The following is a 25880-nucleotide window of genomic DNA, read 5'->3' as shown; positions in this document are numbered from 1 at the left end:
AACCCACGCGCCCCATGGACCGATGTTGCCATGCCGGGAAAGCCCGACCATACACATGCATACCAGTCCTGCCGTAACTCGCAGAATTTCCCAAACAACCCGCTTGCCACCACTTATCACGGACCTGAGCAGCGCTAAGACAACGAAGACCACTAGCCCCCCTGCGAGGAGATTAACTATTAACTTGGCCGTAAAAAGCTGGTCCATACTCTTAATCGGCTCGACAGTTTTGAGTGGCTTCTTGTTTCAATATCTCGCAATAGCGACGCACTTGAGGCGCAACCAATTCCTTCACGAGCGTAGCGCATGCGAGTTGTTTTACTCACAATCCGCTAGGCTGCTTTATGGCTCGCTGTTTAACGGAGCGTTAGTGAAGCACAGACCAAGTCGACGTCTGCTAGCTCGTAAGATGGCTAGAGCGAAGCGAAACCCATCGAGGCCTTGCCTCAGTGACGAAGCATGATGGGTTTCGCAAGCGCTGTACCCGTCTACGGACGGTCAATTGTCGTCACGCATCCGCTGTCCCATGAAGCGCTCGTCGGCACGGCGCAGCCGTCGGCACAATTCGCGATTGATGTTCTGCAGGACGATCACATAGGCGTGGATATCGGCCTTGTAGCAAGCGTAGAGCTTTTGGGCGGTCAACTCGTACAGCACCGTCGGCCCTTCCGCCATCACCGTGGCGGAGCGATTCTGCATTTCAATCAGCGTCATTTCACCAAAGAAATCACCAGGCTCCAGAGCGGAAATTGGGATGACGCTCCCCGAATTCGCCCGTTTGCGCACCGCCAGCCGACCGGATTTGACGATGAACATCGAGCGTCCCTGCTCGCCCTCCGCCACGACGGTTGCTCCGGCATCAAAGCGGCGCTCGACCAGCATCGAGATCAGGAGGTCGAGACTCGGTTTCGGGAGACCACCGAAGAACGGCGTGGCGAGCAGGAACGCCTTCAGATCAGGAGCGCTGACAGCCATCACGCAAGGATACGCCCCGTCGCCATCTGCGGCAAGCAGAGCAGCAGACATCGGCGCTGACGATGCCCGACGTGTTCGCAAGAAGAGGCCAACAAAATACGCGTAGGATGGCTAGCGCGATCTGTCCGCCGTAGCTCAGGCAGTGAAAACGGTAGCGAAATCCACCAAACCCGTTCGGCGGCGAAACGTGGCGGATTTCGCAAGTGCTCTACTCATCCTACGCTTGCCGCCACGCAACACTCCCGCCGCGCACCGTTCGCTTTTTCCAGTGGCGCAACCCGGATGGAGTGCAAGCGTAATCCGGGGCCATTAGCCGCGGACGCAATCCGTTTGACCCTCAAATTCATGGTGATAATGTCGTAATCTGCCGTCTGTCCGGGAGGACACAATGGGATGGTTTGACCGGCTGTTTGGAAGGACGTCGGCGCCTACGACCCCACTCTTTGCGAGATTTAGGCGGAAATCACGGGCACCGACTGATCCCGATCTTCTGAAGATTGCCAAAGACCGAAAAGGGCATATTTCGCGGAGAGCCGTGAGAGATGAATATAATCGGCTGCTTCTGGAGAAGTACGCGCACGACAAATCGTGATCTCTGATCACGTCCAGCTCGTGCGATCGGGAGAGCGATTTGTCCGCCGTAGCGCAAAGAGCCAAGGCGGCAGCGAAGCCCGTCGAGGCTTGCCGATGACGAAGCACGATGGGTTTCGCAAGTGCCCTACCCATCCGACGCCTACTGCCGCGCAATGCCCTCTCCGCGCAGCCTCCGCTTTCTCCAAACCAGATCAGCCATCACTTTGATGGCCGCCCCGAGAACGAGCGCACAAAGCACAACCTTCGAGATCGTCTCCATCGTCCCCTCGATCAGCAGGCAATGGGCCACGCTGGCTGCGACGATGACGATCGCGAGGGGAATATGGACGATGCGCCAGGTTCGCAGCCGCAATCCCAGCCGCCGCCGCAAGAGAGCCAGAAGCGCGACAGCGAAGATGGCCCACATGGCGACCACGCCAAAGGGCGAGAATGGCGTCGGCGATGAGAAGGTAAGGGCGTCGATCATGTCGGGCGGACTGGTGATCCAGAGGCCGGCGACATGGATCACCACCGCAAAGGCCAGCGCGCCGCCGATCCAATGATGGGCACGCCGTCCGCGATAAGCCGACAGCCCCGGCAAATATCCGCCGATCAATAGGGGCTGAACGAGCACAAGACCGAGGGCGACGATCCCTGCGAAGCCGGCGAGGATGTAGACCGGACCGCGCCAAGCGAGCAGGTCGCTTCCTGCTGCGGCGGCGATCGGCACGCAAATGGCCAAGGCAAGGGCGACCCAGATCAGGATCGCCCGGGCCGATTCCCATCCCTTCATTTGCAATTCGCGGCTCAAGCCGGCTGCAGGACGAAGTGCGCCTCGAGGCTGGTTTCCTTTGCGCTCCGCATCACCGGACGCAGAAAGACGGTTTTGAACTCGCCGCTGTCATAGGCGAGGTGGCCATGCGGCTGGCCGAAGATGGGAATGATCTGCGGCATCTCGAGCCGGAACTTGCCGTCCTTGTCGGTGAGCGTGGCGCCATGACTCTGCGGCTCGTGCTCCTGCCCCTCGACGGTGTGCGCCCAGATCTGGATGCGCTGCCCGGCGAGCGGAGCCCCGTCGCCGGCGCGGCGCACGGTACCGCTCATCCAGAAGCCACCCTTTCCGATCCGCTCCACGATCGCCGCGCCCTTGCGATAGTTGTTCGCCCCGCCCGACATCGACTCGGTCGGCGCGAGACCTTCGGCACGGGCGGGCAACAGCAGCCCGGAAACTCCGCTCGCCAAAACCCCGGTTGCGAGCACCGAGCCGCCAGCGGCGAGGAGGTTGCGGCGGTTGAGTACGACCGTGGTCATGTCAGTTCCTCCTGGCAACCGAGCAGTACTCCGGCAAGCTACAACAACAGGCGCAAAACGCCCAGTTGAGACGAAGGGCGCGATAGATCGCAATAACAGTGTTGTGAACGGGCGGCGCGGGCTGCAGCGCGAAGGATGCGCTGCTCCGTCAAGATCAAAGTCGCGCGACAAGTTCGAGCAGCATTCCCACCCCTGGGCCCCTATATGTGAGGCCCCGCGCACACGCGCCCTTCACGGGTACCACACATGATCCCCTTCTCCGTGCTCGACCTCGCGCCCATCCGCCAAGGTGGCGACGCCGCGCAGGCGTTTCGCAATTCGCTCGATCTCGCCCGGCATGCGGAGGCCTGGGGCTACAAGCGGTTCTGGCTGGCCGAGCATCACAACATGACGGGGATCGCAAGCGCGGCGACGTCAGTGGTGATCGCCCATATCGCGGGGGGAACGAAAACCATCCGCGTCGGGTCCGGCGGGATCATGCTGCCGAACCATTCGCCGCTGGTCATCGCCGAGCAGTTCGGCACGTTGGAATCGCTCTTTCCCGGACGGATCGATCTCGGCCTCGGGCGGGCGCCGGGCACCGACCAGTTCACAGCAAAGGCGCTGCGGCGCGACCTTGCCACGGCTGCGGAGAACTTTCCGCATGACGTGCTGGAATTGCAGGCGCTGCTCGGCGATGTGCAACGGAACCAGGCGATCCGCGCGGTGCCGGGCATGGGCACGAAGGTGCCGCTGTGGATCCTGGGATCGAGCACCTTTGGCGCGCAGCTTGCGGCGATGCTGGGCTTGCCTTTCGCGTTCGCCTCGCATTTCGCGCCGCAGATGATGATGCCGGCGCTGCGCGAATATCGCGCGCGCTTCGAGCCCTCGGCGCAACTCGACAAGCCTTATGCGATGATTGGTGTCAACGTGTTTGCCGCCGATAGCGACGCCGAGGCGCAGCGCATGTTCTCATCGCTGCAGCAGCAGTTCATCAATCTGCGCCGGGGCACGCCGGGCCCGCTGCCGCCGCCGGTCGACGACATGGATGTGCTGTGGTCACCGGCGGAGAAGGCCGGTGTCGGCCAGGCGCTGTCCTGCTCCGCGGTCGGCTCGCCCAGAATCGTGGAGGAGAAGCTGAAGGCACTGATCGCCGAGACCGGCGCGGACGAGCTGATGACGACGGGCCAGATCTACGATCACGCCGCCCGGCTGCGCTCGTTCGAGATTGCGGCCGAGGTGCGGGATCGGCTGGCGGGGCAGAAGGGAGCGTGAGCGCGTTGGGCCTTGATGTGCTGGAGGCTGACCGTGAGCTGGCCGAACGCGAACTGCATCATCGCCATCCTCGCCGCGATGCGGCGCAGGACGCGCGGAAGATCGTCGCGGCCAACGAGAAGAGGTTCGAAGCTACCAGACGCGGAGATCTTGCTGCGCGAGGCCGGGATTATCGCGCAGGCGATCCGGTCTTAGAGGCGCTGTCAATGGGCTGACGCAGCGCTTCTTTTTGTGGCACAAGGGCGGCCTCCGCCGATCGACCAACGAGGCCACGCATGCCCGCGCCAAAGCCGCCTGCCTTCGAGACCCTGAGCCTGCATGCGGGCCAGCATCCGGATCCCGTAACCGGCGCCCGCGCCGTGCCGATCTACCAGACCACGTCCTATGTGTTCCAGGATTCCGATCACGCCGCCGCGCTGTTCAACCTGGAGCGTGCCGGCCACATCTATACGCGCATCTCCAATCCGACCACCGGTGTGCTGGAGGAGCGGCTCGCGGCGCTCGAAGGCGGTGTCGGTGCGATCTGCACCGCCAGCGGCATGGCCGCGCTGCATCTGGCGATCGCGACACTTTTGAACGCCGGCGACCACATCGTGGCATCGAGCTCACTCTATGGCGGCACCATCAACCTGCTGGCGCATACGCTGCCGCGCTTCGGCATCACCACCAGTTTCGTCAAGCCGCGCGATCTCGACGCGTTCCGCGCCGCGATCGGGCCGACCACGAAGCTCGTGATCGGCGAGACCATCGGCAATCCCGGGCTGGAAGTGCTCGACATTCCCAAGGTCGCGGCGATCGCGCATGAGGCAAAAATTCCGCTGCTGATCGACAACACCTTCGCCACGCCCTATCTCAGCCGCCCCATCGAGCTCGGCGCCGATATCGTCATGCATTCGGCGACCAAATGGATCGGCGGCCACGGCATCGCGATCGGCGGCGCCATCGTCGACGGCGGCCGCTTCGACTGGCGCGGCTCCGGCAAGTTCGGCGTACTGACCGAGCCCTATGGCGGCTATCACGGCATCGTCTTCGACGAGCAGTTCGGCACCGCGGCCTTCATCATGCGCGCGCGCACCGAGGGCCTGCGCGACTTCGGCGCATGCCTGTCGCCGACCAACGCGTTCCAGCTGCTTCAGGGTATCGAGACGCTGGGCGTGCGCATGGACCGGCATATGCAGAACACGCACCTCGTGCTGGACGCGCTGAAAGCCAACAAGGCCGTCGATTGGGTGCTGCATCCCTCGCTGGAGAACCACCCGGACTTTCAGCTCGCAAGGGCGCTGCTGCCGCGCGGTGCCGGCTCCATCGTCTCCTTCGGCATCAAGGGCGGCCGGCCCGCCGGGCGCAAGTTCATCGAATCGCTGCGCATGATCAGCCATCTCGCCAATGTCGGCGATGCCAAGACCTTGGTGATCCACCCCGCCTCGACCACACATCAGCAGATGGATGCCGAGCAGCTCAAGGCCGCCGGAATCGGCGAGGAGCTGGTGCGGCTCTCGGTCGGCATCGAGACGGCAAGCGACATCATCGACGATCTCAACCAAGCGCTGCGCATCTCGCAAAAGGTCTGACGCCATGAAGGTTTCCGTCAACGGTACCGATGTGTTTGTCACAACCGGCGGCCGCGACTTCGACAAGTCGCTGCCGACGGTCGCCTTCATTCACGGCGCCGGCTTCGATCATTCGACCTGGGGGCTGCACACGCGCTGGTTCGCCCATCACGGCTTTTCGGTGCTGGCGCCAGACCTGCCCGGCCACGGGCGCTCGGCCGGGCCGTCGCTGTCGACCATCGCCGAGATGGCCGACTGGACCGCGGCGCTGCTGGATGCGGCCGGCGCCGCGAAGGCCCACCTGATCGGCCATTCCATGGGCTCGTTGATCTCGCTGGAGGCGGCGGCGCGGCATCCGGACAAGGTTTCTGCGCTGAGCCTGATCGGCACCGCCGCGACCATGACCGTCGGCCCGGATCTGCTCAAAGCCGCAGAAGCCAATGACCAGGACGCCGTCGACATGGTCTCGATCTGGGGTCTCGGCTTCAAGGCCGAGCTCGGCGGGAGCCTCGCGCCGGGCCTTTGGATGCATGGCGGCGCGCAGGCCGTGTTGAAGCATTGCGAGCCGGGCGTGCTGTTCAGGGATCTGTCGGCCTGCAATGCCTATGCGAATGCACTTGCCGCGGCTGCGAGCGTGAGGGTCCCGACCACGCTGATTCTCGGCGAGCGAGACATGATGACCCCCGCGAAAGCCGGCAAGGCGCTGGCGGCGGCGATCCCGCATGCGAAGACTGTCATCGTGCCGGGCGCGGGGCACATGATCATGGCCGAGCGCCCCGACGAACTGCTGGCGGCGCTGAGGAACTGAAAAGGATCAATCGTCCGGGTTATGCGTTGCGGTGAGACATCCCTGTCATCTCGAAGGGAACTCGACCCATGCCAAGACAGGAAATCATTCGCAAAGCGAAGCAGGACAAGCGCGCCGGCAAATCTGCGAGCACGCAGGCCGGCGAATTCGTCAAGGACGAGATCGACAAGATTCGTAAAGGCAAGCACGGCGCGCGCTCGACAAAGCAAGCCATTGCCATCGGCCTTTCCGAGGCACGCCGCGCCGGCGTCGATCTGCCGCCGCCGCGCAAGGGGCGCACCAAGAAATCGACGCGCCGCAGCGCCAAATATGCCTATGAGGTCGGCCAGGGCAAGCGCACCCCGAAGCGCCGGCCGCGCGTGTCGCGCGCCGTGGAAAATGTCCTGAAGAAGGAGCCGCGCTCGACGGCGTCGCGCAGCGCGTTGTCAAAACAGGCCAAGAGCGCCGCGAGCCGGCGAACCGCGGCGTCACGTTCGGCCGCTGCGCGGAAAGCGAGCCGCACCAAAGGCGCCAAGACCCGCTCCGCCGCCGCCAAGAAGGCGGCGCGCACCAGGGCGCGCCGGCGGCGCTAATTCATGTAGCGGCCTTTTGACTTGAACGGCAGTGGCTGACGCCCGACGATCCCGCTGTGATCGGATCGGAGTTTCTCATGTCAGACAGTCTGAAGGGGCGCACGGCGCTCGTCACCGGCGGCTCGCGCGGAATTGGCGCGGCCGTCTGTCGCGCGCTGGCCGAAGCCGGTGCCGCCGTAGCGATCAACTGCCGCGAGCAGATCGGTCAGGCCGAGCAGCTGGCAGGCGAAATCGGCGAGCACGGCGGCCGCGCCATCGTCGCCGCAGCCGACGTCTCGCAGCGCGAGGCCGTGGCCGGCATGGTCGAGCGCGTCACGGCCGGACTCGGACCGATCGACATCCTCGTCAACAATGCGGGCATCGCGATCACGCGCGGCATCGATGATCTCAGCGAAGAGGATTTCGACCGGACCATCCTGGTCAATCTGAAATCCGTGTTCCTGTGCACGCAGGCCGTGCTGCCGTCGATGCGCTCCCGGACGTGGGGCCGCATCGTCAACGTCTCCTCTGGGGCTGCGCGCGGTGCCGGCTCGATAGGGCCGCACTACAACGCGTCCAAGGCCGGCATGGAGGGCCTCACGCGGGGTTATGCCGCGCGGCTGGTGAAGGAAGGCATCACCGTTAACGCGGTGGCGCCATCGCTGATCGAGACCGACATGATGAGCGGACAGCAACAGCTCGTCAGCCGCATCCCGCTCGGCCGCTTCGGCACGGCGGAGGAGGTGGCGAAGGCGGTGATGCTGCTGGTCGACAATGCCTACATGACGGGTCAGACCATCGCGCTGAGCGGCGGCATGGCGTTTAATTGAGGTGAGCCGCCGCCGCGGACTCGTTCTTCCCTTCTCCCCTTGTGGGAGAAGGTGGCCTTCGGCCGCCGTTCTCAAGAACGCCGAAGCGAAGCTTCGGCTATGGCGCCGGATAAGGGGTCTCTGTCCGCGAGATCAGCTGTGAGACGGGCGCTCGCGGAGAGATACCCCTCACCCGTCTCGCCGCTATCGCGGCGAGCCACCCTCTCCCACAAGGGGAGAGGGTAAGAAACGTCACCACATCGTCGCTGCGGCTCGCGCGGGCCAGGCGCGGTCGTACTCCGCGCCGCCGACCCTGTTCTCGCTCATCTCGGCCAGGATCTGGCCGGGCGTCGGCAGGGTCTTTGGGTCGACGCGCTTGTCGGGATTCCAGAGGTCGGCGCGGACGATGGCGCGGGCGCATTGGAAGTAGATCTCGTCCACGCTCATGACCATGACGCAGCGCGGTGCCTTGCCTTCGACCTTGAACGAGGCCAGCAGTTCGGGATCAATCGAGAGATGGGCGCGGCCGTTGGCACGAACCGCATTGCCGGAGCCGGGAATCAGGAACATCAGCGACACCCGGGGATCGCGCACGATATTGCGCAGGGAATCGACCCGATTGTTGCCGCGGCGGTCGGGCAGCATCAGCGTCTTCGGGTCATGAATGCGGACAAAGCCGGGGAGATCGCCGCGCGGCGAGCAGTCGATGCCCTCCGGCCCGATCGTGGCGAGCGCCGCGAACGGCGCCTTCTCGATGTAGATGCGGTAGAGCGGGGTGACATGGTCGGCGACTTTCACGGTCGAGGCATCGTTGGTGACGCCGTAGATGGCCTCCAGCTGTTCGACCGTTTCGATCACCGACATTCTTCCACTCCTCCTTAGCGTGCCCGCCATTACTCATGCCAACCTTCATTCCTGATCACGCGCACGAGCTGTCGGCTGTGATACTCCGCGCTGCCGGCGTTGAGGATGGTGATATCGGCATGCGCCCGCGCGACATCGACACTGCGCGACAGCCGCGCCGCGATATTGCCGTCGCTGTGCCGCGCCCGCGCGGCAAGCCGCTGCGCCAGCACGTCTGGCGGGGCCGTGATCGCGACCACCACGACATTTGCATAGGCTTGGCGCAGCGCGCCGATCACCGTGCGCGAGACATTGACGACCACCGTGCGTCCGGCACGGATATCGTCGTTGATCTCGAGCGGCAGCGCGTAGGAATGCCCGTGCGCCTCCCAGTGCATGGCGAACTCGCCATGCTGCTGACCGCGGCGGAATTCGTCGGGGCCAAGCGCGAGGTTGTCTTCGGCAGCGGAGGATTCCCGCGTCACGAGGCGGCGTGGAAAGACGATGTCGTGATCCTCACTGCACGCCGCCCGCGCCAGTCGCAAAAGCGTGTCCTTGCCGGCGCCGCTGGGACCGACCACAAGCACCAGCCGCCCGGGTCCGATCGCGCCCGCGACCTCCTGCGCCATGGCCGCGGTCTCGCTCATGCGACACGACTCCCTTCGCGCCAGACGCTGCGCACGACGGGGACGCTGCCGGCAACATGCACGCGGATCAGGTCGGCGCGCTTGCCGACCGCGATCTCGCCGCGATCGGTGAGTCCGACCGCATCGGCAGGCGCCTTGGTTACGGTGCGGATCGCCGACGGCAGATCGATCGCCGGCACATGCTCGGGCAGCTGCAGCGCGCCCATCAGCAGGCTCGACGGGATGTAATCCGACGACAGGATATCGAGCAGGCCTTCGCGGGCGAGATCGACCGCGGCGATATTGCCGGAATGCGAGCCGCCGCGCACGACGTTGGGAGCGCCCATCAGGATGTCGATGCCGGCGTGATGCAGACCGCGCGCGGCTTCGAGCGTGGTGGGGAATTCCGCCACGGCGACACCGTCGCGCACGGCATCGGCGACGTTCTCCTCGGTGGTGTCGTCATGGCTTGCGAGCGAGATCTTGTACGCATGCGCCAGCGTCACGATCTCGCGCATATTGGTCGCGGCATAGGCCTTCTGATAGGCAAAGCGCTTCGCGAACAGTTCGTCGAGCTCGGCGTCGGTCTTGCCGCCGCCCTTGCCGCGATAATAGTCGCGCAGCTTGACCTCGTCGCGAAACTGGCGCTGGCCCGGCGTGTGATCCATCAGCGACATCAGCTTGACGTCGGGCCGGCCGATCAGCTCCTTGGCCTCCTCGACGACGCTCGGCATCGGGATTTCACAGCGCAGATGCAGGAAATGGTCGGCGCGCAAGAGGCCGGCATCGCGCGCGATCGTGATCGCGGCGGCGAGCACGCCGGCGCGGCCATCGACTTCCTCCGCGCCGTCCTCGCGCCAGACCCGGAGCGAATCGAACACGGTGGTGATGCCCGAGGTCGCGAGCTGGCCGTCATACGAGATGACGGCGGCGACCGGATTCCAGAACACCTTCGGTCGCGGCACGTAATGGGCTTCGAGATGGTCGGTGTGAAGCTCGATCAGGCCGGGCATGACGAGGTCGCCGCCAGCATCCTCGGCGCCGGCGGGCGCCCTGCCCTCGCCGATCTCGGCGATGCGTCCGTCGACGAGAGCAAGCCAGCCCTGATCGATCACCCGGTCAGCCAGCACGATCCTGGCGTTGGCGATGACCGTGTCCTTCGGCTTGGCGTTCATGTCCATTTCCTTCAAGCCGCGGCGGCGAAGCTGGTGACATCGACGATGCGGTCGGCAATCAGATGCCGGATTTCGTCGTCATGGACAATGGCGACCATGGCGACGCCCTGGCGTTTTTTCTCAGCGATCAGCTCGACCACCACAGTGCGGTTGGCGGCATCGAGCGAAGCGGTCGGCTCGTCGAGCAGCAGGATCGGCAGATCCGAGATGAAGCCACGCGCGATGTTGACGCGCTGCTGCTCGCCGCCGGAGAAGGTCGCGGGCGGAAGCTGCCACAGCCGCTCGGGAATGTTGAGACGATGCAGGAGCACGCCCGCGCGGGCTTGCGCCTCCGCGCGCGCCAGGCCGTTCACGATCAGAGGCTCGGCGACCACGTCGATGGTCGCAACGCGGGGCACGGCGCGAAGGAACTGGCTGACATAACCGATGGTGGCGCGGCGGACGTTGAGCACCTGCCGCGGCTCGGCGGCGGCAAGATCGATCAGCGCGCCGCGGTGGCGGATGCCGATGCGGCCGGAATCGCAGCGATAATTGCCGAAGATCATCTTCAGGATCGACGACTTGCCGGCGCCTGACGGCCCCGACAGCACGACGCCTTCGCCGGGATCGACATGGAACGTCACGCCGCGCACGACCGGCAATTTGATGCCGCCTTGCAGGTGCATCGTAAAGGTCTTCCGGGCGTCGGCGATGTCGATCATGGCAGTCGTTGCAAGGCTCATGTTGGCAGGCTCATGGCGGCAGAATCGAGGAGACGAGGAGTTGCGTATAGGGCTCGCGCGGATCGTCGAGCACCTGATCGGTGAGGCCGGTCTCGATGACGCGGCCGCCCTTCATCACCATCACGCGGTGCGACAAAAGGCGGGCCACCGCGAGATCATGCGTGACGATGATGACGGCGAGGTGCAGCTCGGCGACCAGGCTGCGCAGGAGATCGAGCAGGCGCGCCTGCACCGACACGTCCAGGCCGCCGGTCGGCTCGTCCATGAACACCAGCCGCGGCCCGGTGACGAGGTTGCGCGCGACCTGGAGCCGCTGGCGCATGCCGCCGGAATAGGTGCGCGGCGCATCGTCGATGCGCGCGACGTCGATCTCGACGCGCATCAGCCAGTCGGAGGCGGTGTCGCGGATGCGGCCGTAATGATTCCATCCCACCGCCATCAGCCGCTCGCCGACATTGGCGCCGGCCGAGACCGCCATGCGCAGGCCTTGCGCAGGATCCTGATGGACATAGCCCCAGTCGGTGCGGAACAGAAAGCGCCGCTCGGCCTCGCCGAGCGTCGTAAGATCGCGGGTGACGCCGTCGCGCATCCGGTAAGAGACCCGGCCGGCGCTCGGCGTGAGTTGAGCCGACAGCATTTGCAGCAGCGTCGACTTGCCCGAGCCGGATTCGCCGACGATCGCCAGCACCTCGCCGGGATAGAGCGCAAAGGACACCTCTCGGCAGGCGGCGATGCGGCCGAAGGACTTGCTGAGCGACTCCGCCACCAGCAGCGGCTGGTCGTTTTCGAGCGTATCGAGTTCAGCCATTTGAGCCCGCCCTCTCCTTGTACGGTGCGGCGCTCAGGCTGCCGTGATGGCCGGCGGCCTGCCGGCCCTCGCAATAATCGGTGTCCGAGCAGACGAACATCCGGCCGCCCTTGTCGTCGGTGACGATCTCGTCGAGATAAGAGCTTTCCGCACCACACAGAGCGCAAGGCGCGTTGAAACGGTACGGCTCGAACGGATGATCCTCGAAATCGAGCGACACGACTTTCGTGTAGGGCGGGATCGCGTAGATGCGCTTCTCACGGCCAGCGCCGAACAATTGCAGCGCGGCACAATTGTCCATCTTGGGGTTGTCGAATTTCGGCGTCGGCGACGGGTCCATCACGTAGCGCGCGTTCACCTTGACCGGATAGGCATAGGCAGTCGCGATATGGCCGAAGCGGGCGATGTCCTCATAGAGTTTGACATGCATCAGGCCATATTCGGCGAGCGCATGCATGCGCCGCGTCTCGGTCTCGCGCGGCTCGAGGAAACGTAGGGGTTCAGGGATCGGTACCTGATACACCAGCACCTGGTTTTCATGCAGCGGCGTCTCGGGAATGCGGTGGCGCGTCTGAATCACGGTTGCCTCGTCCGTCGCCGTCGTGGTGGCGACGCCCGCCGTCTTGGCGAAGAACTTTCGGATCGAGATCGCGTTGGTGGTGTCGTCGGAGCCCTGGTCGATCACCTTCAGCACGTCCTCAGGTCCCAGGATCGCCGCCGTCACCTGCACGCCACCGGTGCCCCAGCCATAGGGCATCGGCATTTCGCGGCTGGCGAACGGCACCTGATAGCCGGGGATCGCGATCGCCTTGAGGATCGCACGGCGGATCATCCGCTTGGTCTGTTCGTCGAGATAGCCGAAATTATAGGCGGGCGCGTTCATTCCGCGGCCTCCTTCATGGCATCGGGCGCATTGGCCTCGGCAAATTCCTGGCGCAGCTTGCGGAGCAGGCCGAGCTCGGACTGGAAGTCGACGTAATGCGGCAGCTTGAGATGCTCGACGAAGCCGGTCGCCTGCACGTTGTCCGAATGCGACATTACGAACTCCTCGTCCTGCGCGGGGGCACGCACCTCCTCGCCGAGCTCGCGAGCGCGCAGCGCACGATCCACCAGCGCCATCGACATGGTCTTGCGCTCACTCTGGCCGAAGGCGAGGCCATAGCCGCGGGTGAAGCACGGCGCTTCCGTCGCCGAGCCCTTGAACTGGTTGACCATCTGGCACTCGGTCAGCTCGATCGAGCCGAGCGGCACGGCGAAGCCGACGTCCTCGGCGAAAAATTCGACATCGACCTCGCCGAAGCGAATCTCGCCGGCAAAGGGATGGTTCCGGCCGTAACCGCGCTGGGTGGAATAGCCCATCGCCAGCAGAAAGCCTTCGTCACCACGCGCCAGATTTTGCAGGCGCAGGTCGCGGTCCGCCGGAAAATTCAGCGGCTCGCGGGTGAGATCGCCGACGCTGGCGCCGTCCTCGGCCTGCGGCGAGGACTCGATCAGTCCGTCGCGGCCAAGAATATCCGTCACGCGCGGCGTGGGTGCCGTTGATGCTTCCGCCGTCACTGGCGCTTCCGGCACAACGCCTTCTGCGAGCGAAGGATCGAGCAGGCGGTGGGTATAATCGAAGGTCGGCCCGAGGATCTGGCCACCTGGAATATCCTTGAAGGTCGACGACACTCGCCGCTGCACGCGCATCGCGCCGGTGTCGACCGGCTCGCTCGCGCCAAAGCGCGGCAGCGTGGCGCGGAAGGCACGGACCAGGAAGATCGCCTCGATCAGATCGCCCCGCGCCTGCTTGATCGCGAGCGCGGCGAGCTGGCGGTCATAGAGCGAGCCCTCGCTCATGACGCGGTCCACGGCGAGACCGAGCTGCTCCGAGATCTGCTCGAGCGTGACTTCCGGAACGCTTGGGTCACCGCGCCGCGCGTTTGCAAGCAGGAGATGGGCGTTCTCGATGGCGCGTTCGCCGCCTTTGACTGCGACATACATGCGGTCAGCTTCCCTTGTTCGCGACGCGCGTGGTGCGCGGGATCGCAACCACGGCATCATCGGCAACCAGCACCACATCGAGGCCGCGCGGAAACAGCGCCTCGTTGAACCGCAGGCGCTCGAACAGATCGAACGGCTTGATCGACGCCTGGAGCGTCGTGGCGCTATCGATGCCGGGGCCGCGCAGCTCCAAGCTGCGTCCCGAGCCCAGACTATCGACCTGAAGGATCAATGTGGTCGAGCGATCCGGATATTCGTTGGTGCCGAGCGCAAAGCTTTCGAGCGGCGGCAGCGCCGCGCCGTCGCTGATCAGCGCGAAGCTGGCAATCGAAGTGTCCTGCACCACCGGCGCGCCAGTGTGGAACTTGAGCCATTTCATCACGTCGGAATTTTCTGCCATGCGCGCATCGAGCCAGAGTGGCGTGTCATGATCGAACAGCGTCAGCGCGATCGCGGCGGTGCCGCGCATCATCGTATGGGGCGCTCCGGCTGTCGGAACGATGCGCTGGACCGAACCCGGCCGCGCCATCGCATCCATGACCGAACGAAAGGTCGATTGCGCCGACAGAACCCTGTCGGCGAAACCCGGCGGCAGTTCTGCAATCGTGGTCATGATCTCACCCCTCACCGCGCACCATGGTGTAGAAATCAACCTTCGTCGCGGCAGTCTTCGCCGCTGCCTGCTGGCGCCTCGTCATAAGCTGCTCGCGCAACGGCGCGATAATTTCGCGCTCGACGGCTGCGCCAAAATCGCTGGACTGCACCAGCGCGTCGCACAGCGCGATCAGCCGCGCCTTCTCACCATCGCGGCCGAGTGTGTAGCCGAAGCCGACCTCGCCACTGGCAAGCCGGACCGCCGCACGCGAGACCGTGGCTTCGCCGAGGTTGAACGGTGCACCGTCGCCGCCGACCCGGCCGCGCAGCATGACGAGACCGTTTTCGCCTTCGCGCAGATTTTGATGGGCCGGCAGGGCGAGTGTGCGGAGGCGGGCGGCGATCTCGCCCGCCTCCGCGTGCGCCAGCACGGCCATCGCGGCCTTGCGCTGGGCTTGCTGGTCATTCTGCTGGGTCACCAAATCCACCGAACTTGCCGATTCTAAGTTGTCTATGATACTAGACAACTTCATAAAGGAGCGCCATGACTGTTTCGTGACAAAGGCGTGATTTCTCAGCTAGGCTGACCAGCGATATGAGCATGCAAGACACTGCATCTTCGGGCGTCGCGCTGTGGCGCCTCATCGCCGACGGCATCGAGCGCGGTATCGCCGACGGCCGCTTTGCCGCCGGCGACAAATTACCGGGCGAGATGGAGATCGCGGAAACCTACCGCGTGAACCGCCACACCGTGCGGCGCGCGCTGGCCGCGCTGGCCGAGCGCGGCCTGGTGCGGGCCGAGCGCGGCAGCGGAACCTATGTCGAGGCGCAGAAGCTGGCCTATCCGCTGCGCTCGCGCACCCGGTTCTCCGAGATCGTCGGCGCCGGCGGCCGCGAGCCGCGCGGCCAGTTGATCGAGACCTCCAATGACGTCGCAACCCGGGAGCTGGCGCGCGAGCTCGGCTTGAAGGCCGGCGCGCCGCTGGTGCGGATCGAGGCGATTCGCCTCGCCGATCGCACGCCGATCTGCGTCTCCACCACGTGGTTGTCGGCCGAGTTGTTTCCGGGCGCAGGTGCCGTGTTCGCCGCGACGCGCTCGATGACGAAGTTGCTGGAGCACTACGGCATCCGCGACTACCGCCGCGGCGCGACCCGGATAACGGCCGGCATCGTCGACGCGACCGACGCCGCCCGGCTCGATCTTGCACTGGGACGACCGATCCTCGTGGTCGATGCCACCGACCACGATCTCGGCGGCAGACCGCTGGTGACAAAGCACTCGCGGTTCGCGGCGGAGCGGGTGGAGTTTTTGGTGGAGAACGGGTGAGCCCTCTTCCCCTCTCCCCTTGTGGGAGAGGGTGGCTCGCCGCACAGCGGCGAGACGGGTCAGGGGTCCTCTCCGCGAGTCCAGCTCTCATTTGAATGCGCGGAGACGGATCCCTCATCCGGCGCTTCGCGCCCCCTTCTCCCACAAGGCGAGAAGGGAAGAAGACTGCGGCCGCACCTGAGTTAAGCGATAGCCCTTCGTCCGATAATCGCAAAGCGCAGCTTGCCGGAAATGAAATCGATCGCGGCAACCGCAACCAAGATCATCAGGATCAGGAACGACACCTTCTGCCATTCCAAGACGCGGATCTGCTCGGCGAGCTGGAGGCCAATGCCGCCGGCACCGACAATGCCGATGATTGTGGCCGAGCGGGTGTTGGATTCGATGAAATAGAGCACCTGACCGGCGATCACGGGCAGGACCTGCGGCAGCAGCCCGAAGCGAATCTCGTGCAGCGCGCTGCCGCCGGAAGCGCGGATGCCTTCAACCTGCTTCTGGTCGGCGCCCTCGATCGCCTCCGAGAACAGTTTTCCGAAGGCGCCGAAATCCGACACGGCGATGGCGAGCACGCCGGCGAACGGGCCGAGCCCGACCACATTGATCCACACCAGCGCCCAGATCAGCGTGTCGACGCCGCGGATCGAATCCAGCAAGCGGCGAACGGGAAAGCGCAGGATCTTCGACGGCACCACGTTGCGCGCGGCCAGCAGACTGACCGGGAGCGCGAACAGCGCCGCCAGCGTCGTGCCGAGCAGCGCGATCGACAGCGTCTCGCCCAGCGCCTTCAGATAGACCGGAAACGAGGAGCCGGGATCGGGCGGGATCATCATCAGGCTGATCCAGCCGAGCTGGCTGAGGCCTGCGAGGAATCGTGACGGCGAGAAATCGAGATCGACCAGACCATAGATCAGGATCGCGAACGCCGCGACGATCATCGCGGGCGTTGCAAGCCGCGCCGAGGCCGGCCGGTCGAACACATCGGGATAGCGGGCGCGGATTTCTCGCGACTCGACTTGCTGCGGCCCGGTCACGTCCGCGCCTCCTTGCCGAACAGCCGGCCGCGCAGCCATCCGGTGGTGATGTCGATGATGAAGACGGTCACGATGATGGTGAGCAGGATCGCGCTGACGTCGGAGTAATAGAACTTGCGGATGGCGACGACGAGCTCCTGGCCGATGCCGCCGGCGCCGACGAAGCCCATCACCGAGGCTTCGCGAACGTTGATCTCGAAGCGCAGCAGCGCGTAGCTGGCATAACCTGCGGTGACCTGCGGCACGATTGCAAAGCGCATGCAAGACAGCCAGCTCGCCCCGGTCGAGCGGACGCCCTCGACCGGCTTCATGTCAGCATTCTCCACGATCTCCGAGAACAGCTTACCGAGCGCGCCGGTGGAGTGAATCGCGATCGCGAGCACACCCGCCATCGGACCTAACCCGAAGGCGATGACGAAGATCAGCGCGAACACGATGCCGGGAACGGTGCGGGCGAATTCGAGCAGGCGCCGCACCGTAAAGCGCAGCCAGGGCGCAGGCGAAGTGTTCTCCGCCGCGAAGAAGTTCAGGGCAAAGGCGAAGGTGGCGCCGATCAGCGTGCCGACATAGGAGATCAGCAGCGTCTCACCCAGCATCCTCAGCCATTTGCGCCAGCCCCAGAGCCACTCGCCGAGATCGGTCCAGACCCGCTGGCCGTTGTCGAGCGTGAGGATGCGATCGAAATAGCTGATGAAGTTGCCGAAATAGGTGAACAGCGTGCGCAAATTCACTTCGGCGCCGATCGCGGCGAGGACCAGCGCACCTGCGAAGATACCGGCTCCCAACAGCAGGCGCCAACGCTTGCGCGCGACCGCCTGGCGATAGGCGGCGTTGAGCACCGCAAGCTGCTGCTCGGGAAGGATCGAAACCACGACGGTCATCTGGTCAGAACAAGTGGTCGATCAAAGAGAAAGAGCCGGGTCCATCGACCCGGCTCCAGTGCATCGTCCCAAACTCAGGACGCCTTCTTCTTACGCAGCGCATCGACGAACTTGATCAGCTCGATCGTGCCATCCCAGTCCTTGTTGGTGGCGGGATGAAAGCCCTTCTTCTGGCCGTCCTGGAGGCGATCGAAGGCCGCCTTGTCCTTGGCCGGCGCGTCGAAGAACGCCTTCGCGATCGCCGCCTTGGCGTCGTCCGGCAGGTCCGAGTTGTAGGCGTATGGGCCGTTGATGATCGGCGCCGACTTATGGATGATGCGGAAATCGTCCTTCTTCATCGGCGAGCCGTCGGCATTCTTCAACATGCCCTTGGTCAGCATCTGCGCCAGCGTCGAATCGTCATCGCTGGTCCACTGGTTGGCGGCGACGTCGACCGTGCCCTGCGCCAGCGCCAGCATCGCGTTCTCGTGGCTGCCGGTGAAGACGACCTTGCCGAAATAGGTGTCGGCGTCGGCGATGCCCATCTTGTCCAGCTCGAAGCGCGGCACGTTGTTGCCCGAGGTCGAGTTCGGGTCGACGAGGCCGAGGTTCTTGCCCTTGAGGTCATCGACCTTCTTGTAGGGGCTGCTCGCCTTGACGAAAAACACGGAATAATAGCCGGTCGAGCCGTCGGCGTTGATGTCGTTGGCGAAGGCATCGGTCTTGACGCCGGTCAGACGGGCGCGGGCGAACGAGGCCGAGCCATAGCTCGCGATATGGATGTTGCCGGCGCGCTGGCCCTCGATCACCGCGGCGTAGTCGTTGGCGATGCGCAGCGTGACCTTCACGCCCAATTCCTTGGAGAGATAGCTCATGAACGGCGCCCAGCGCTCAGTGACGCCCGAAGCGTTTTCCGCTGGAATGACCGCGAAGGTCAGCTCGGGATATTTGGCTTTCCAGTCGTCCGCCGAGGCGGAGGTGGCAAGCGCGAGCGCGGCGGCGCCGGCAAGGATTAATCTGCGAGTGATCATGATACCCTCTTCGTCGGTTGGGGTCGGTTGACGCAAAAGACTTGAACTAATCGGGCGAGGCTCAGGCGGCAGCCGCCGTTCCAAGCGCCGGGACGCCCTCGGGCGCCGGGATGGGCATGCCGCCCATGACGTCGGCAGCCTCGAGATCGTAGAGCTCGCGCGCCACGTGATCGGTCAGCGCGGCCGGCGCGCCATCGAACACCACGCGGCCCTGCGCCATGCCGATCAGGCGGTCGCAATAGCTGCGCGCCAGATCGAGCGAATGCAGATTGCAGAGCACGGTGATGCCGAAATGCTTGTTGATGCGCAGCAGCGCATCCATCACGATCTTGGTGTTGCGCGGATCGAGCGAGGCAATCGGTTCGTCGGCGAGGATGATGTCGGGCTGCTGCACCAGGGCGCGGGCAATCGCCACGCGCTGCTGCTGTCCGCCGGAGAGCTGGTCGGCGCGCTGGGCGGCGAGCGCAGCGATGTCGAACTGCTCCAGCGCGGACATCGCCAGCGCCTTGTCCTGCTCGGGCCAGAGCTGCGACAGCGAGCGCCAGGCGGGCATCGTTGCGAGGCGTCCCATCAGGACGTTGGTGAGGACATCGAGCCGGCCGACCAGATTGAACTGCTGGAAGATCATCGCCGAGCGCGCCCGCCATTGCCGCAGCTCCTTGCCGCGCAGCGCGGTGACATCGGTGCCATCGAACAGGATGCGGCCCGCGGTCGGCGTCGCCAGGCGGTTGATGGTCCGCAGCAGGGTCGACTTGCCGGCGCCGGAGCGTCCGATCACACCGACGAAGCCGCCCGGGGAAACTTGAAACGAAGCGTCGTCCACCGCGGCCTTTGCGCCGAAGCGACACGTCAGACCTTCCACCACCAGCATGCAGGGCTCCAGATTAACTGAACCCACCGCTAACGCTGGCGCTTAACACTTGTGTGACATCCGCGTTGCGGTGCGGCGATCCAACACACGTCATCCCCTGTCATCGCCACGTCATGACGTTGTCATCAAAGCATTGTCATCAAGCCGCTCCAAGAAAAATGCCCCACCCTCGCGCTTCGGATGCAACATGGCCGCCAGAGCTCTTTCGATTCAGCCGACCATTGATCCCTCGGCCAAGCTGCACGAGGCCAGGCTCGGCGCCTACACCGAGGTCGGCGCGCGCACCGTACTGCATGACGTGGCGATGGGCGATTACTCCTATGTCGTCAACGATGCCCAGATCACCTACACCACCATCGGAAAGTTCTGCTCGATCGCGGCAATGACGCGGATCAATCCCGGCAATCATCCGATGCATCGTGCGACCCAGGCGCATTTCACCTACCGTTCAAGCGCCTATTTCGAAGGCGAGAGCGACGACACCGAGTTCTTCGACTGGCGCCGTCAACATCACGTCCATATCGGTCACGATGTCTGGATCGGCCACGGCGCGATCGTGCTGCCCGGCCGCAATATCGGCACCGGCGCGGTGATCGCGGCGGGCGCTATCGTGACCAAGGACGTGCCGGCCTACACCATCGTCGCCGGCAATCCGGCGCGCATCGTGCGGCGGCGGTTCTCGGAGCAGATCGCCGGCCGGCTCGCCAAGCTCGCCTGGTGGGACTGGGATCACGACAAATTGCGTGAAGCGCTGCCCGATTTCCGCAAGCTCGGGATTGAAGATTTCCTCGCGACATACGAAGCACGGGCGAGCTCTTTCACCGGTCCTCCTGCCAGCAAACCAAGCGCGGTCGCGTGACAGACATTTTCCTTGAAGGCGGCCGGGCCCTGATCGGCGCCGAGCTCGTCGAAACCTCACTTCTCGTGTCCGGAACGGACATTGCGTTGGTCGATGTCCCTCGCGGCCGCGCGCGGCTCGCGATTGATGCGCGCGACCTGCTGGTGCTGCCAGGCATCGTCGATCTGCATGGCGATGCCTTCGAGCGCCAGATGATGCCGCGCGCCGGCGTCGATTTCCCGATCGACGTCGCGCTCGCCGACAGTGATCGTCAGGCGATCAGCAACGGCATCACCACGGTGTTCCACGCCACGACCTGTTCGTGGGAGCCTGGCCTGCGCAGCGCTGGCAATGCGCGCGGCTTGATGGAGGCGATCGAGCGGCAGCGTCCGCAATTCGCCGCCGACACCCGCTTCCATCTGCGGCACGAGACCTACAATCTCGATGCCGAGACCGAGATCAGCCAGTGGCTCGCGGAAGGCCGCGTCGACCTGTTCGCCTTCAACGACCACATGGACGGCACGCTTGCCGATATGGCCAAGCCGCGCAAGCGCAACCGCATGGTGGAGCGCACCGGGCTGTCGAGCGAGGAATTTGACCGGCTGGTCGAACGTGTGGTGGCGCGCGCCGCCGACGTTCCGGCGTCGCTCTCGCGGCTCGCGGCGGCGGCCCGCGCCGCCGGGGTGCGGATGCTTTCGCATGACGATGCGACGCCGGCGATGCGCCAGGAGTTTCGCGATCTCGGTGCGATGATCGCCGAGTTTCCGATCAACGAGGAGACAGCGCGGGCGGCAGCAAGCCACGGCGACGCCATCGTTTATGGCGCCCCGAACGTCGTGCGCGGCGGCAGTCACACCGGCTGGACCAGAGCGTCGGACATGGTCGCCAAGGGTCTCTGCTCGGTGCTGGCCTCGGACTATTACTATCCGGCGCAGCTGCTGGCCGCATTCCGGCTCGCCGCCGACCGCGTGCTGCCGCTGGAGCAGGCCTGGGATTTGGTCTCTGCCGGACCTGCGCGTGCAACCGGCCTTACCGATCGCGGCGCCATCGCGCAAGGGCGCCGCGCCGACATTCTTTTGGTCGACGACAGCGTGGAGTTGCGGCCGCGGCTGATCGCCGTGATATCAGGCGGCAAGCTGGTGCATCTCACCGATGCGACGCGGCTGCTTGCGGCAGCGGCGGCGCCGCGCGAGGCTGTCGTTGCGGCTTAGATTGGTTATGCTGAGGCGATGACAGGTTTTCCCCGCTACGCGATCTATTTTGCGGCCGGCGCCGACAGCGCCCTCTCCCGCTTCGGCGCCGAGCTGCTCGGCTATGATGCCTACAGCGGCGACGAAGTGCCGTTTCCGCGCGAGGCACTGGATGTCGCGCCGGACTGGCGCGATATCAGCGCCGATCCCCGCAAATACGGCTTTCACGCCACACTGAAGGCGCCGATGATGCTGGCGCCGGGCAAGAGCGAGGCCGAGCTCGCGGCGGCCTGCGCGGCATTTGCTGGTAAGGAGCGACCAATTCCGGCGATACGACCGGTCGTCGATGCCATCAGCGGCTTCATCGCCGTCATTCCGGCCGAGCCTGTCGGCGCGCTCGGGCAGCTCGCCGCCGATTGCGCCCGCGACTTCGATTCTTTTCGTGCGGCCCTGACGGCGGAAGACCGCGCACGACGCAGGCCCGAGAAGCTGAGCGAACGGCAGCGCGATTATCTCGATCGCTGGGGCTATCCTTATGTGATGGAGGAGTTCCGCTTCCACATGACCCTGACCGGCCGGCTGGATGCGGAGCGGCGCGGACCGATTATCGAGATGCTGCGGTCCCGGTTTGCAGCGCTCGGTCTCGACACGTTGGCGATCGACCGCATCGCGCTGTTTCGGCAGCATGATGCCGCATCGCGCTTCCGCATCGTCGGCGAGTGGGCTCTGACGTAGTAGATTTCAGCGCCAGCTCGCAAGATTGAAGGCGAGCGCCACAATCCCAACTACAATGAGGCTGGTCGCCCAGATCACATCCAGGTTGAACCAGCTTCGGGAGACAAACCTCAATCCCAGATAGCGGTAGACCAGCCACGCCAGGCATCCGCCCGCGCTGATCATGGCGGCAACGTGCACCAGAGAGACCAGCACCGCCATCCCGAGACTTGCCTTCACAAGACTTGCCTTCATCAGCGCGCCGGCAGCGGCATGGCCGGCATCGAGTCCAAAAGCCTGGCAGAGACCGAGATAGATCGGCACCAGCATCAAGGCGGCGCCGTGAGCAATGGCAACGGCAAACGACCAGAGCGCCAATTGCGTTGGCGGAATTCGTGCCAGCGTGCGGGGATGGCGCCGCGCAATCAGCCGATAGACGCCGAAGCCGATGACGAGAAGGCTCGCGCTGATCTGGATCGAACGCTGCCACTCGGCCAGCACGAGCAGCAGCGCGAACGGCAGCAGCACGAGAAGCGTTGCCAGGAGATGCCCGGCCGAGAGGGCCCACAACGCACGGAAGAGCGCGCGCGGGCTCTTGTCCATGAGCCCGGCCGAAACGGCGAGCGGCCATCCCATGCCCGGATTGATCCCGTGATAGAAGCCGCTCGCAACAAGAGCGAGCCAAAGCCAGCCAGGCGCCGGGCTCGCCTGTCCCCAATCTAGGCCGACGGGTAGCAAAAGGAGTCCGTCGAACAATCGCCGCCCTCCAGCCTGATCTGGTGCGCACGATATCCGTCGGGGAAGCTTACGAAGTAATCCTTGTGGAGCTCGAGACCGCCGTCGCGACCGACATTGGCCATGACTTCCACGCCCGGAACTCCGTCGGGATAGAACTGGTCATCCCAGGTGGAATAGAGCGAATTGGTCCAGTACACGCGCCTGCCATCGCGGCTGATCTCGACCATCTGCGGACCTGCCGCAAAGGGCTTGCCGTTCGGATGTGGCGTGCGGCGCGCGATGCCGCCGATGTGGACGGAGCCTGCAAGCTTCGGCTTTCGCGGATCACTGACCTCGTACTGGCGCATTTCACCCGTGCCCCAACACGAGACATAGAGAAAGCGATCATCCATCGACAGGTCGATATCGGTCACCAGAGGCGGCACAGCACCAAAGCCCTGGAGCAGCGGCGGGAGCTTCTCCTTTGGCGCGGGCTCCGGCTGGATCGTCGCCGTCTTCTCCACGTGGAATGTCCCGCCTTCGCGCCACCAGGTCCAGATCGATGCTTCGAGATTGGTGGTGTCGACCACGACGCCTACGAAGCCGTATTCGCGAACCGGATCGTGCGCGGGCCGCACCTCCAGGGCCATCTGATGATTGGCGCCGAGGTCGATGGTCTGGACGTTGCGACGGGCTCGAAGATCCCAGAAGTGGAGACGATGGCCGTATTTATTCGCAAGCAGATCTTCCGGGACGATCCCGTTCTCGAACTGCGGCGGCAACGCCCATTCACTCGTCACCATGTAGTCGCGCGGCAGGTTCCACCAGAAATCATAGTGCAACGTCTGCGGACCGCGGTCGATCTCCCATCGTCCCAGGACCTCGAACGTCTCGCAATCCATGATGAAAACGCCCGGAGGGCCGTTGGTGCCGTCTTGGCCGCCGCCGCCCAGCGTGCTCACATAGATGCCGTCCGGCCCGCAATGGATGGTATGCGGCCGCGAGTAACCGGTCTTTTTGAAGACTTCTTCGGGCTCGATGATCTTGTGAATCTTGGCTTTGGTCGGATCTGGCTTGGTGTCGATGATGTAGATCCGCGACGAGCGCAGTCCGGGGATGATGAGATAGCGCCGCTCGATGAAGGCATGTCCCGCGAGCGGCGACAAGGCGGAGGAGCAGGCATTCCAGCCGAAGTGGTGAAACTCATCGCCCTTGTTGGGCATCGTCACGGTATGGACGATTTGGCTGTAGGTCGGCGATCCCGGCTTGACGTCGATGACCGCGAGAGCATCAGGTTTTGAGAAATCTGGACTGAGCAACAGCGTGTAAGCAAAATTCTCCGCTGGTGCTTCCATCGCAAGCTTGGGCGATGCGTGAAAGGTGGGATCCGGCCTCATCGTCATGGCACTGCCTCCCTGTTCCGTCGGTTCACGCCAACCTGGCTCGAAATAGCGGCAAAAGAAGAGCTGTTACGCGATGTCCTGGATTCTCCGCAGGCCTGGTTGGCGAACGTACAATATGTCATCGCCGGGCAGCGGGAAACCACCCGAACCGCGCTAATTCGACGCCTTCAGCCGAAATGGGCGGACCCGTCGTTGCGAGCGAAGCGACGCAAATCCAGACTTTCTCCGCCGAAACAGTTTGGATTGTTTCGTCGCTTCGCTTCTCGCAACGACGGTGGAGAGCCCTACTTCCCCCACCGCAGCGCCAGCGCGTCGCGCTCCTTGGCCAGCTCCAGCAGCCCCGCGCGCGTCGCCGGATGCAGCGGCTGCAGCGGATGGCGCACCGTGTCCGACTTGATCACGGCACCGGCCTGCATCATGACCTTGCAGGCGATCAGGCCGCATTGGCGGTTCTCGTAATTGATCAGCGGCAGCCAGCGCTCGTAGGCCGCCTTGGCCTCCTCGCGCTTGCCGGCGAAATAGGGATCGATGATCTGGCGAATGCCGTCGGGATAACCGCCGCCGGTCATCGCCCCGGTGGCGCCGGCATCGAGATCGGCGAGCAGCGTGATCGCCTCCTCGCCGTCCCAGGGGCCCTCGATGTCCTTGCCACCCGCATCGATCAGGCTGCGCAGCTTTGCGGCAGCGCCGGGCACCTCGATCTTGAAATAGCGGATGTTGGAGAATTCGCGCGACAGCCGCGCAAGCAGCTCGACCGAAAGCGGCGTGCCGGCAACGGGCGCATCCTGAATCATGATCGGAATGGTGATCGCGCCCGAGAGCACCTTGAAGAATTCGACGATGCCCTTCTCGGGGACGCGGAAGGTCGCGCCGTGATAGGGCGGCATCACCATCACCATGGCGGCGCCGGCCGCCTCGGCCTGCCTGCTGCGCGCCGCGCAGACGGCCGAGCTGAAATGCGTGGTGGTGACGATCACGGGAACCCGCCCGGCGACATGCTCCAGCACCGTATGCATCACGGTTTCGCGCTCGGCATCGGTGAGCACGAACTGCTCGGAGAAATTGGCGAGGATGCAGATGCCGTGCGAGCCGGCGTCAATCATGAAATCGATGCAGCGGCGCTGTCCTTCGAGATCGAGCTCGCCGCGCTCGTCGAAGATGGTGGGTGCGACCGGGAACACGCCGCGGTAGGGGCGCTGGGCCTTGTGTGGGGTGACCGGCATCGAACTCTCCATCCCTGATGTGTCTTACGTCTGGCGCCGCGCACACGCTGCGAGGCGGCACAGATGTACCCGCCGCGGCGACCTGCGGCAATG

The 25880-nt window shown here is 64.7% G+C and carries 29 protein-coding genes; 10 read left to right on the top strand and 19 right to left on the bottom strand.

Features of this window, described 5'->3' with window-relative positions:
• Window positions 1-498: 498 nt before the first annotated feature.
• From IVA87_RS21850 to IVA87_RS21840, 3 genes are all read right to left on the bottom strand, one after another.
• Window positions 499-975, bottom strand: a complete 477-nt coding sequence (locus tag IVA87_RS21850; RefSeq protein ID WP_247294590.1) for a cyclic nucleotide-binding domain-containing protein — start codon at window positions 973-975, stop codon at window positions 499-501.
• 733 nt (window positions 976-1708) lie between these two features.
• Complete coding sequence (locus IVA87_RS21845) at window positions 1709-2341, bottom strand: ferric reductase-like transmembrane domain-containing protein (protein WP_247294432.1); 633 nt, start codon at window positions 2339-2341, stop codon at window positions 1709-1711.
• Window positions 2342-2355: 14 nt separating this feature from the next.
• Window positions 2356-2859, bottom strand: a complete 504-nt coding sequence (locus tag IVA87_RS21840) for a Twin-arginine translocation pathway signal (RefSeq protein WP_247281471.1) — start codon at window positions 2857-2859, stop codon at window positions 2356-2358.
• A 246-nt stretch (window positions 2860-3105) separates the two neighbouring features.
• Here IVA87_RS21840 and IVA87_RS21835 point away from each other — a divergent pair, with 246 nt between their 5' ends.
• From IVA87_RS21835 to IVA87_RS21810, 6 genes are all read left to right on the top strand, one after another.
• Complete coding sequence (locus IVA87_RS21835) at window positions 3106-4113, top strand: LLM class flavin-dependent oxidoreductase (RefSeq protein WP_247294430.1); 1008 nt, start codon at window positions 3106-3108, stop codon at window positions 4111-4113.
• The gene (locus tag IVA87_RS21830) at window positions 4110-4328 is read left to right on the top strand and encodes a hypothetical protein (protein ID WP_247334944.1); all 219 of its coding nucleotides are present in this window, start codon (window positions 4110-4112) and stop codon (window positions 4326-4328) included. Before IVA87_RS21835 ends, IVA87_RS21830 begins: the two co-directional genes overlap by 4 nt.
• A 60-nt stretch (window positions 4329-4388) precedes the next feature.
• A complete protein-coding gene (locus IVA87_RS21825; protein WP_247294428.1) occupies window positions 4389-5684 on the top strand; it encodes an O-acetylhomoserine aminocarboxypropyltransferase in 1296 nt (431 codons plus the stop codon).
• 4 nt (window positions 5685-5688) lie between these two features.
• Window positions 5689-6471, top strand: a complete 783-nt coding sequence (locus IVA87_RS21820) for an alpha/beta hydrolase (protein ID WP_247294425.1) — start codon at window positions 5689-5691, stop codon at window positions 6469-6471.
• Window positions 6472-6539: 68 nt separating this feature from the next.
• On the top strand, window positions 6540-7043 hold the full coding sequence (locus IVA87_RS21815; RefSeq protein WP_247281475.1) for a DUF6496 domain-containing protein: 504 nt from the start codon (window positions 6540-6542) through the stop codon (window positions 7041-7043).
• A 77-nt stretch (window positions 7044-7120) separates the two neighbouring features.
• The gene (locus IVA87_RS21810) at window positions 7121-7852 is read left to right on the top strand and encodes an SDR family NAD(P)-dependent oxidoreductase (RefSeq protein WP_247294421.1); all 732 of its coding nucleotides are present in this window, start codon (window positions 7121-7123) and stop codon (window positions 7850-7852) included.
• A 231-nt stretch (window positions 7853-8083) separates the two neighbouring features.
• Here the strand turns inward: IVA87_RS21810 and IVA87_RS21805 are convergent, their stop codons facing one another.
• From IVA87_RS21805 to phnG, 9 genes are read right to left on the bottom strand one after another with little or no spacing between them, the layout of a single operon-like run.
• Window positions 8084-8695, bottom strand: coding sequence for a pyridoxamine 5'-phosphate oxidase family protein (locus IVA87_RS21805; RefSeq protein WP_247302868.1), 612 nt, complete (start codon window positions 8693-8695; stop codon window positions 8084-8086).
• 29 nt (window positions 8696-8724) lie between these two features.
• Window positions 8725-9321 carry a phosphonate metabolism protein/1,5-bisphosphokinase (PRPP-forming) PhnN gene (gene phnN, locus IVA87_RS21800; RefSeq protein ID WP_247302866.1) on the bottom strand — a complete coding sequence of 199 codons (597 nt, stop codon included), beginning with the start codon at window positions 9319-9321 and terminating at the stop codon, window positions 8725-8727.
• Entirely contained in the window at window positions 9318-10475 is a 1158-nt protein-coding gene (locus tag IVA87_RS21795) for an alpha-D-ribose 1-methylphosphonate 5-triphosphate diphosphatase (RefSeq protein ID WP_247302865.1), read from the bottom strand. The genes phnN and IVA87_RS21795 overlap by 4 nt, the downstream gene beginning before the upstream one ends.
• Before the next feature lie 11 nt (window positions 10476-10486).
• Window positions 10487-11197 carry a phosphonate C-P lyase system protein PhnL gene (gene phnL, locus IVA87_RS21790; protein ID WP_247302863.1) on the bottom strand — a complete coding sequence of 237 codons (711 nt, stop codon included), beginning with the start codon at window positions 11195-11197 and terminating at the stop codon, window positions 10487-10489.
• A gap of 10 nt (window positions 11198-11207) precedes the next feature.
• Window positions 11208-12005 carry a phosphonate C-P lyase system protein PhnK gene (gene phnK / locus IVA87_RS21785; RefSeq protein ID WP_247302861.1) on the bottom strand — a complete coding sequence of 266 codons (798 nt, stop codon included), beginning with the start codon at window positions 12003-12005 and terminating at the stop codon, window positions 11208-11210.
• A complete protein-coding gene (locus IVA87_RS21780) occupies window positions 11998-12888 on the bottom strand; it encodes an alpha-D-ribose 1-methylphosphonate 5-phosphate C-P-lyase PhnJ (protein ID WP_247334943.1) in 891 nt (296 codons plus the stop codon). Before IVA87_RS21780 ends, phnK begins: the two co-directional genes overlap by 8 nt.
• A complete protein-coding gene (locus tag IVA87_RS21775) occupies window positions 12885-13988 on the bottom strand; it encodes a carbon-phosphorus lyase complex subunit PhnI (RefSeq protein ID WP_247302857.1) in 1104 nt (367 codons plus the stop codon). The genes IVA87_RS21780 and IVA87_RS21775 overlap by 4 nt, the downstream gene beginning before the upstream one ends.
• A gap of 4 nt (window positions 13989-13992) precedes the next feature.
• A complete protein-coding gene (gene phnH, locus IVA87_RS21770; protein WP_247302855.1) occupies window positions 13993-14601 on the bottom strand; it encodes a phosphonate C-P lyase system protein PhnH in 609 nt (202 codons plus the stop codon).
• Between the two features lie 4 nt (window positions 14602-14605).
• The gene (gene phnG / locus IVA87_RS21765) at window positions 14606-15070 is read right to left on the bottom strand and encodes a phosphonate C-P lyase system protein PhnG (RefSeq protein ID WP_247302853.1); all 465 of its coding nucleotides are present in this window, start codon (window positions 15068-15070) and stop codon (window positions 14606-14608) included.
• Between the two features lie 107 nt (window positions 15071-15177).
• Here phnG and phnF point away from each other — a divergent pair, with 107 nt between their 5' ends.
• Window positions 15178-15909 carry a phosphonate metabolism transcriptional regulator PhnF gene (phnF, locus tag IVA87_RS21760; protein WP_247302851.1) on the top strand — a complete coding sequence of 244 codons (732 nt, stop codon included), beginning with the start codon at window positions 15178-15180 and terminating at the stop codon, window positions 15907-15909.
• A gap of 182 nt (window positions 15910-16091) precedes the next feature.
• Here the strand turns inward: phnF and phnE (IVA87_RS21755) are convergent, their stop codons facing one another.
• From phnE (IVA87_RS21755) to phnC, 4 genes are all read right to left on the bottom strand, one after another.
• Entirely contained in the window at window positions 16092-16940 is an 849-nt protein-coding gene (phnE, locus tag IVA87_RS21755; protein ID WP_247302849.1) for a phosphonate ABC transporter, permease protein PhnE, read from the bottom strand.
• A complete protein-coding gene (gene phnE / locus IVA87_RS21750; protein WP_247334942.1) occupies window positions 16937-17821 on the bottom strand; it encodes a phosphonate ABC transporter, permease protein PhnE in 885 nt (294 codons plus the stop codon). The genes phnE (IVA87_RS21755) and phnE (IVA87_RS21750) overlap by 4 nt, the downstream gene beginning before the upstream one ends.
• Before the next feature lie 74 nt (window positions 17822-17895).
• Entirely contained in the window at window positions 17896-18831 is a 936-nt protein-coding gene (gene phnD, locus IVA87_RS21745; RefSeq protein ID WP_247302846.1) for a phosphonate ABC transporter substrate-binding protein, read from the bottom strand.
• Between the two features lie 61 nt (window positions 18832-18892).
• Window positions 18893-19702 carry a phosphonate ABC transporter ATP-binding protein gene (gene phnC / locus IVA87_RS21740; RefSeq protein WP_247334941.1) on the bottom strand — a complete coding sequence of 270 codons (810 nt, stop codon included), beginning with the start codon at window positions 19700-19702 and terminating at the stop codon, window positions 18893-18895.
• Between the two features lie 187 nt (window positions 19703-19889).
• On the opposite strand from phnC, the gene IVA87_RS21735 reads away from it, so the two are divergent.
• From IVA87_RS21735 to IVA87_RS21725, 3 genes are read left to right on the top strand one after another with little or no spacing between them, the layout of a single operon-like run.
• Window positions 19890-20561 carry a chloramphenicol acetyltransferase gene (locus IVA87_RS21735; RefSeq protein ID WP_247302842.1) on the top strand — a complete coding sequence of 224 codons (672 nt, stop codon included), beginning with the start codon at window positions 19890-19892 and terminating at the stop codon, window positions 20559-20561.
• Window positions 20558-21751, top strand: a complete 1194-nt coding sequence (locus IVA87_RS21730; RefSeq protein ID WP_247302840.1) for an alpha-D-ribose 1-methylphosphonate 5-triphosphate diphosphatase — start codon at window positions 20558-20560, stop codon at window positions 21749-21751. The genes IVA87_RS21735 and IVA87_RS21730 overlap by 4 nt, the downstream gene beginning before the upstream one ends.
• A gap of 18 nt (window positions 21752-21769) precedes the next feature.
• Window positions 21770-22465, top strand: a complete 696-nt coding sequence (locus IVA87_RS21725; protein WP_247302838.1) for a DUF1045 domain-containing protein — start codon at window positions 21770-21772, stop codon at window positions 22463-22465.
• 6 nt (window positions 22466-22471) lie between these two features.
• Here IVA87_RS21725 and IVA87_RS21720 read toward each other — a convergent pair whose 3' ends face one another.
• The 3 genes from IVA87_RS21720 to IVA87_RS21710 form a co-directional block, all read right to left on the bottom strand.
• The gene (locus tag IVA87_RS21720; protein WP_247302884.1) at window positions 22472-23080 is read right to left on the bottom strand and encodes a hypothetical protein; all 609 of its coding nucleotides are present in this window, start codon (window positions 23078-23080) and stop codon (window positions 22472-22474) included.
• Between the two features lie 83 nt (window positions 23081-23163).
• A complete protein-coding gene (locus IVA87_RS21715; RefSeq protein WP_247334940.1) occupies window positions 23164-24564 on the bottom strand; it encodes a selenium-binding family protein in 1401 nt (466 codons plus the stop codon).
• A 284-nt stretch (window positions 24565-24848) separates the two neighbouring features.
• Entirely contained in the window at window positions 24849-25787 is a 939-nt protein-coding gene (locus IVA87_RS21710) for a dihydrodipicolinate synthase family protein (protein ID WP_247302834.1), read from the bottom strand.
• Window positions 25788-25880: the final 93 nt, after the last annotated feature.

Origin of the sequence: Bradyrhizobium sp. 147 (assembly GCF_023073935.1) — a bacterium.
Classification (GTDB): Bacteria; Pseudomonadota; Alphaproteobacteria; order Rhizobiales; family Xanthobacteraceae; genus Bradyrhizobium.
Note: the sequence above shows the minus strand (reverse complement) of the source record. Positions and strands in the feature narration are given on the sequence as shown.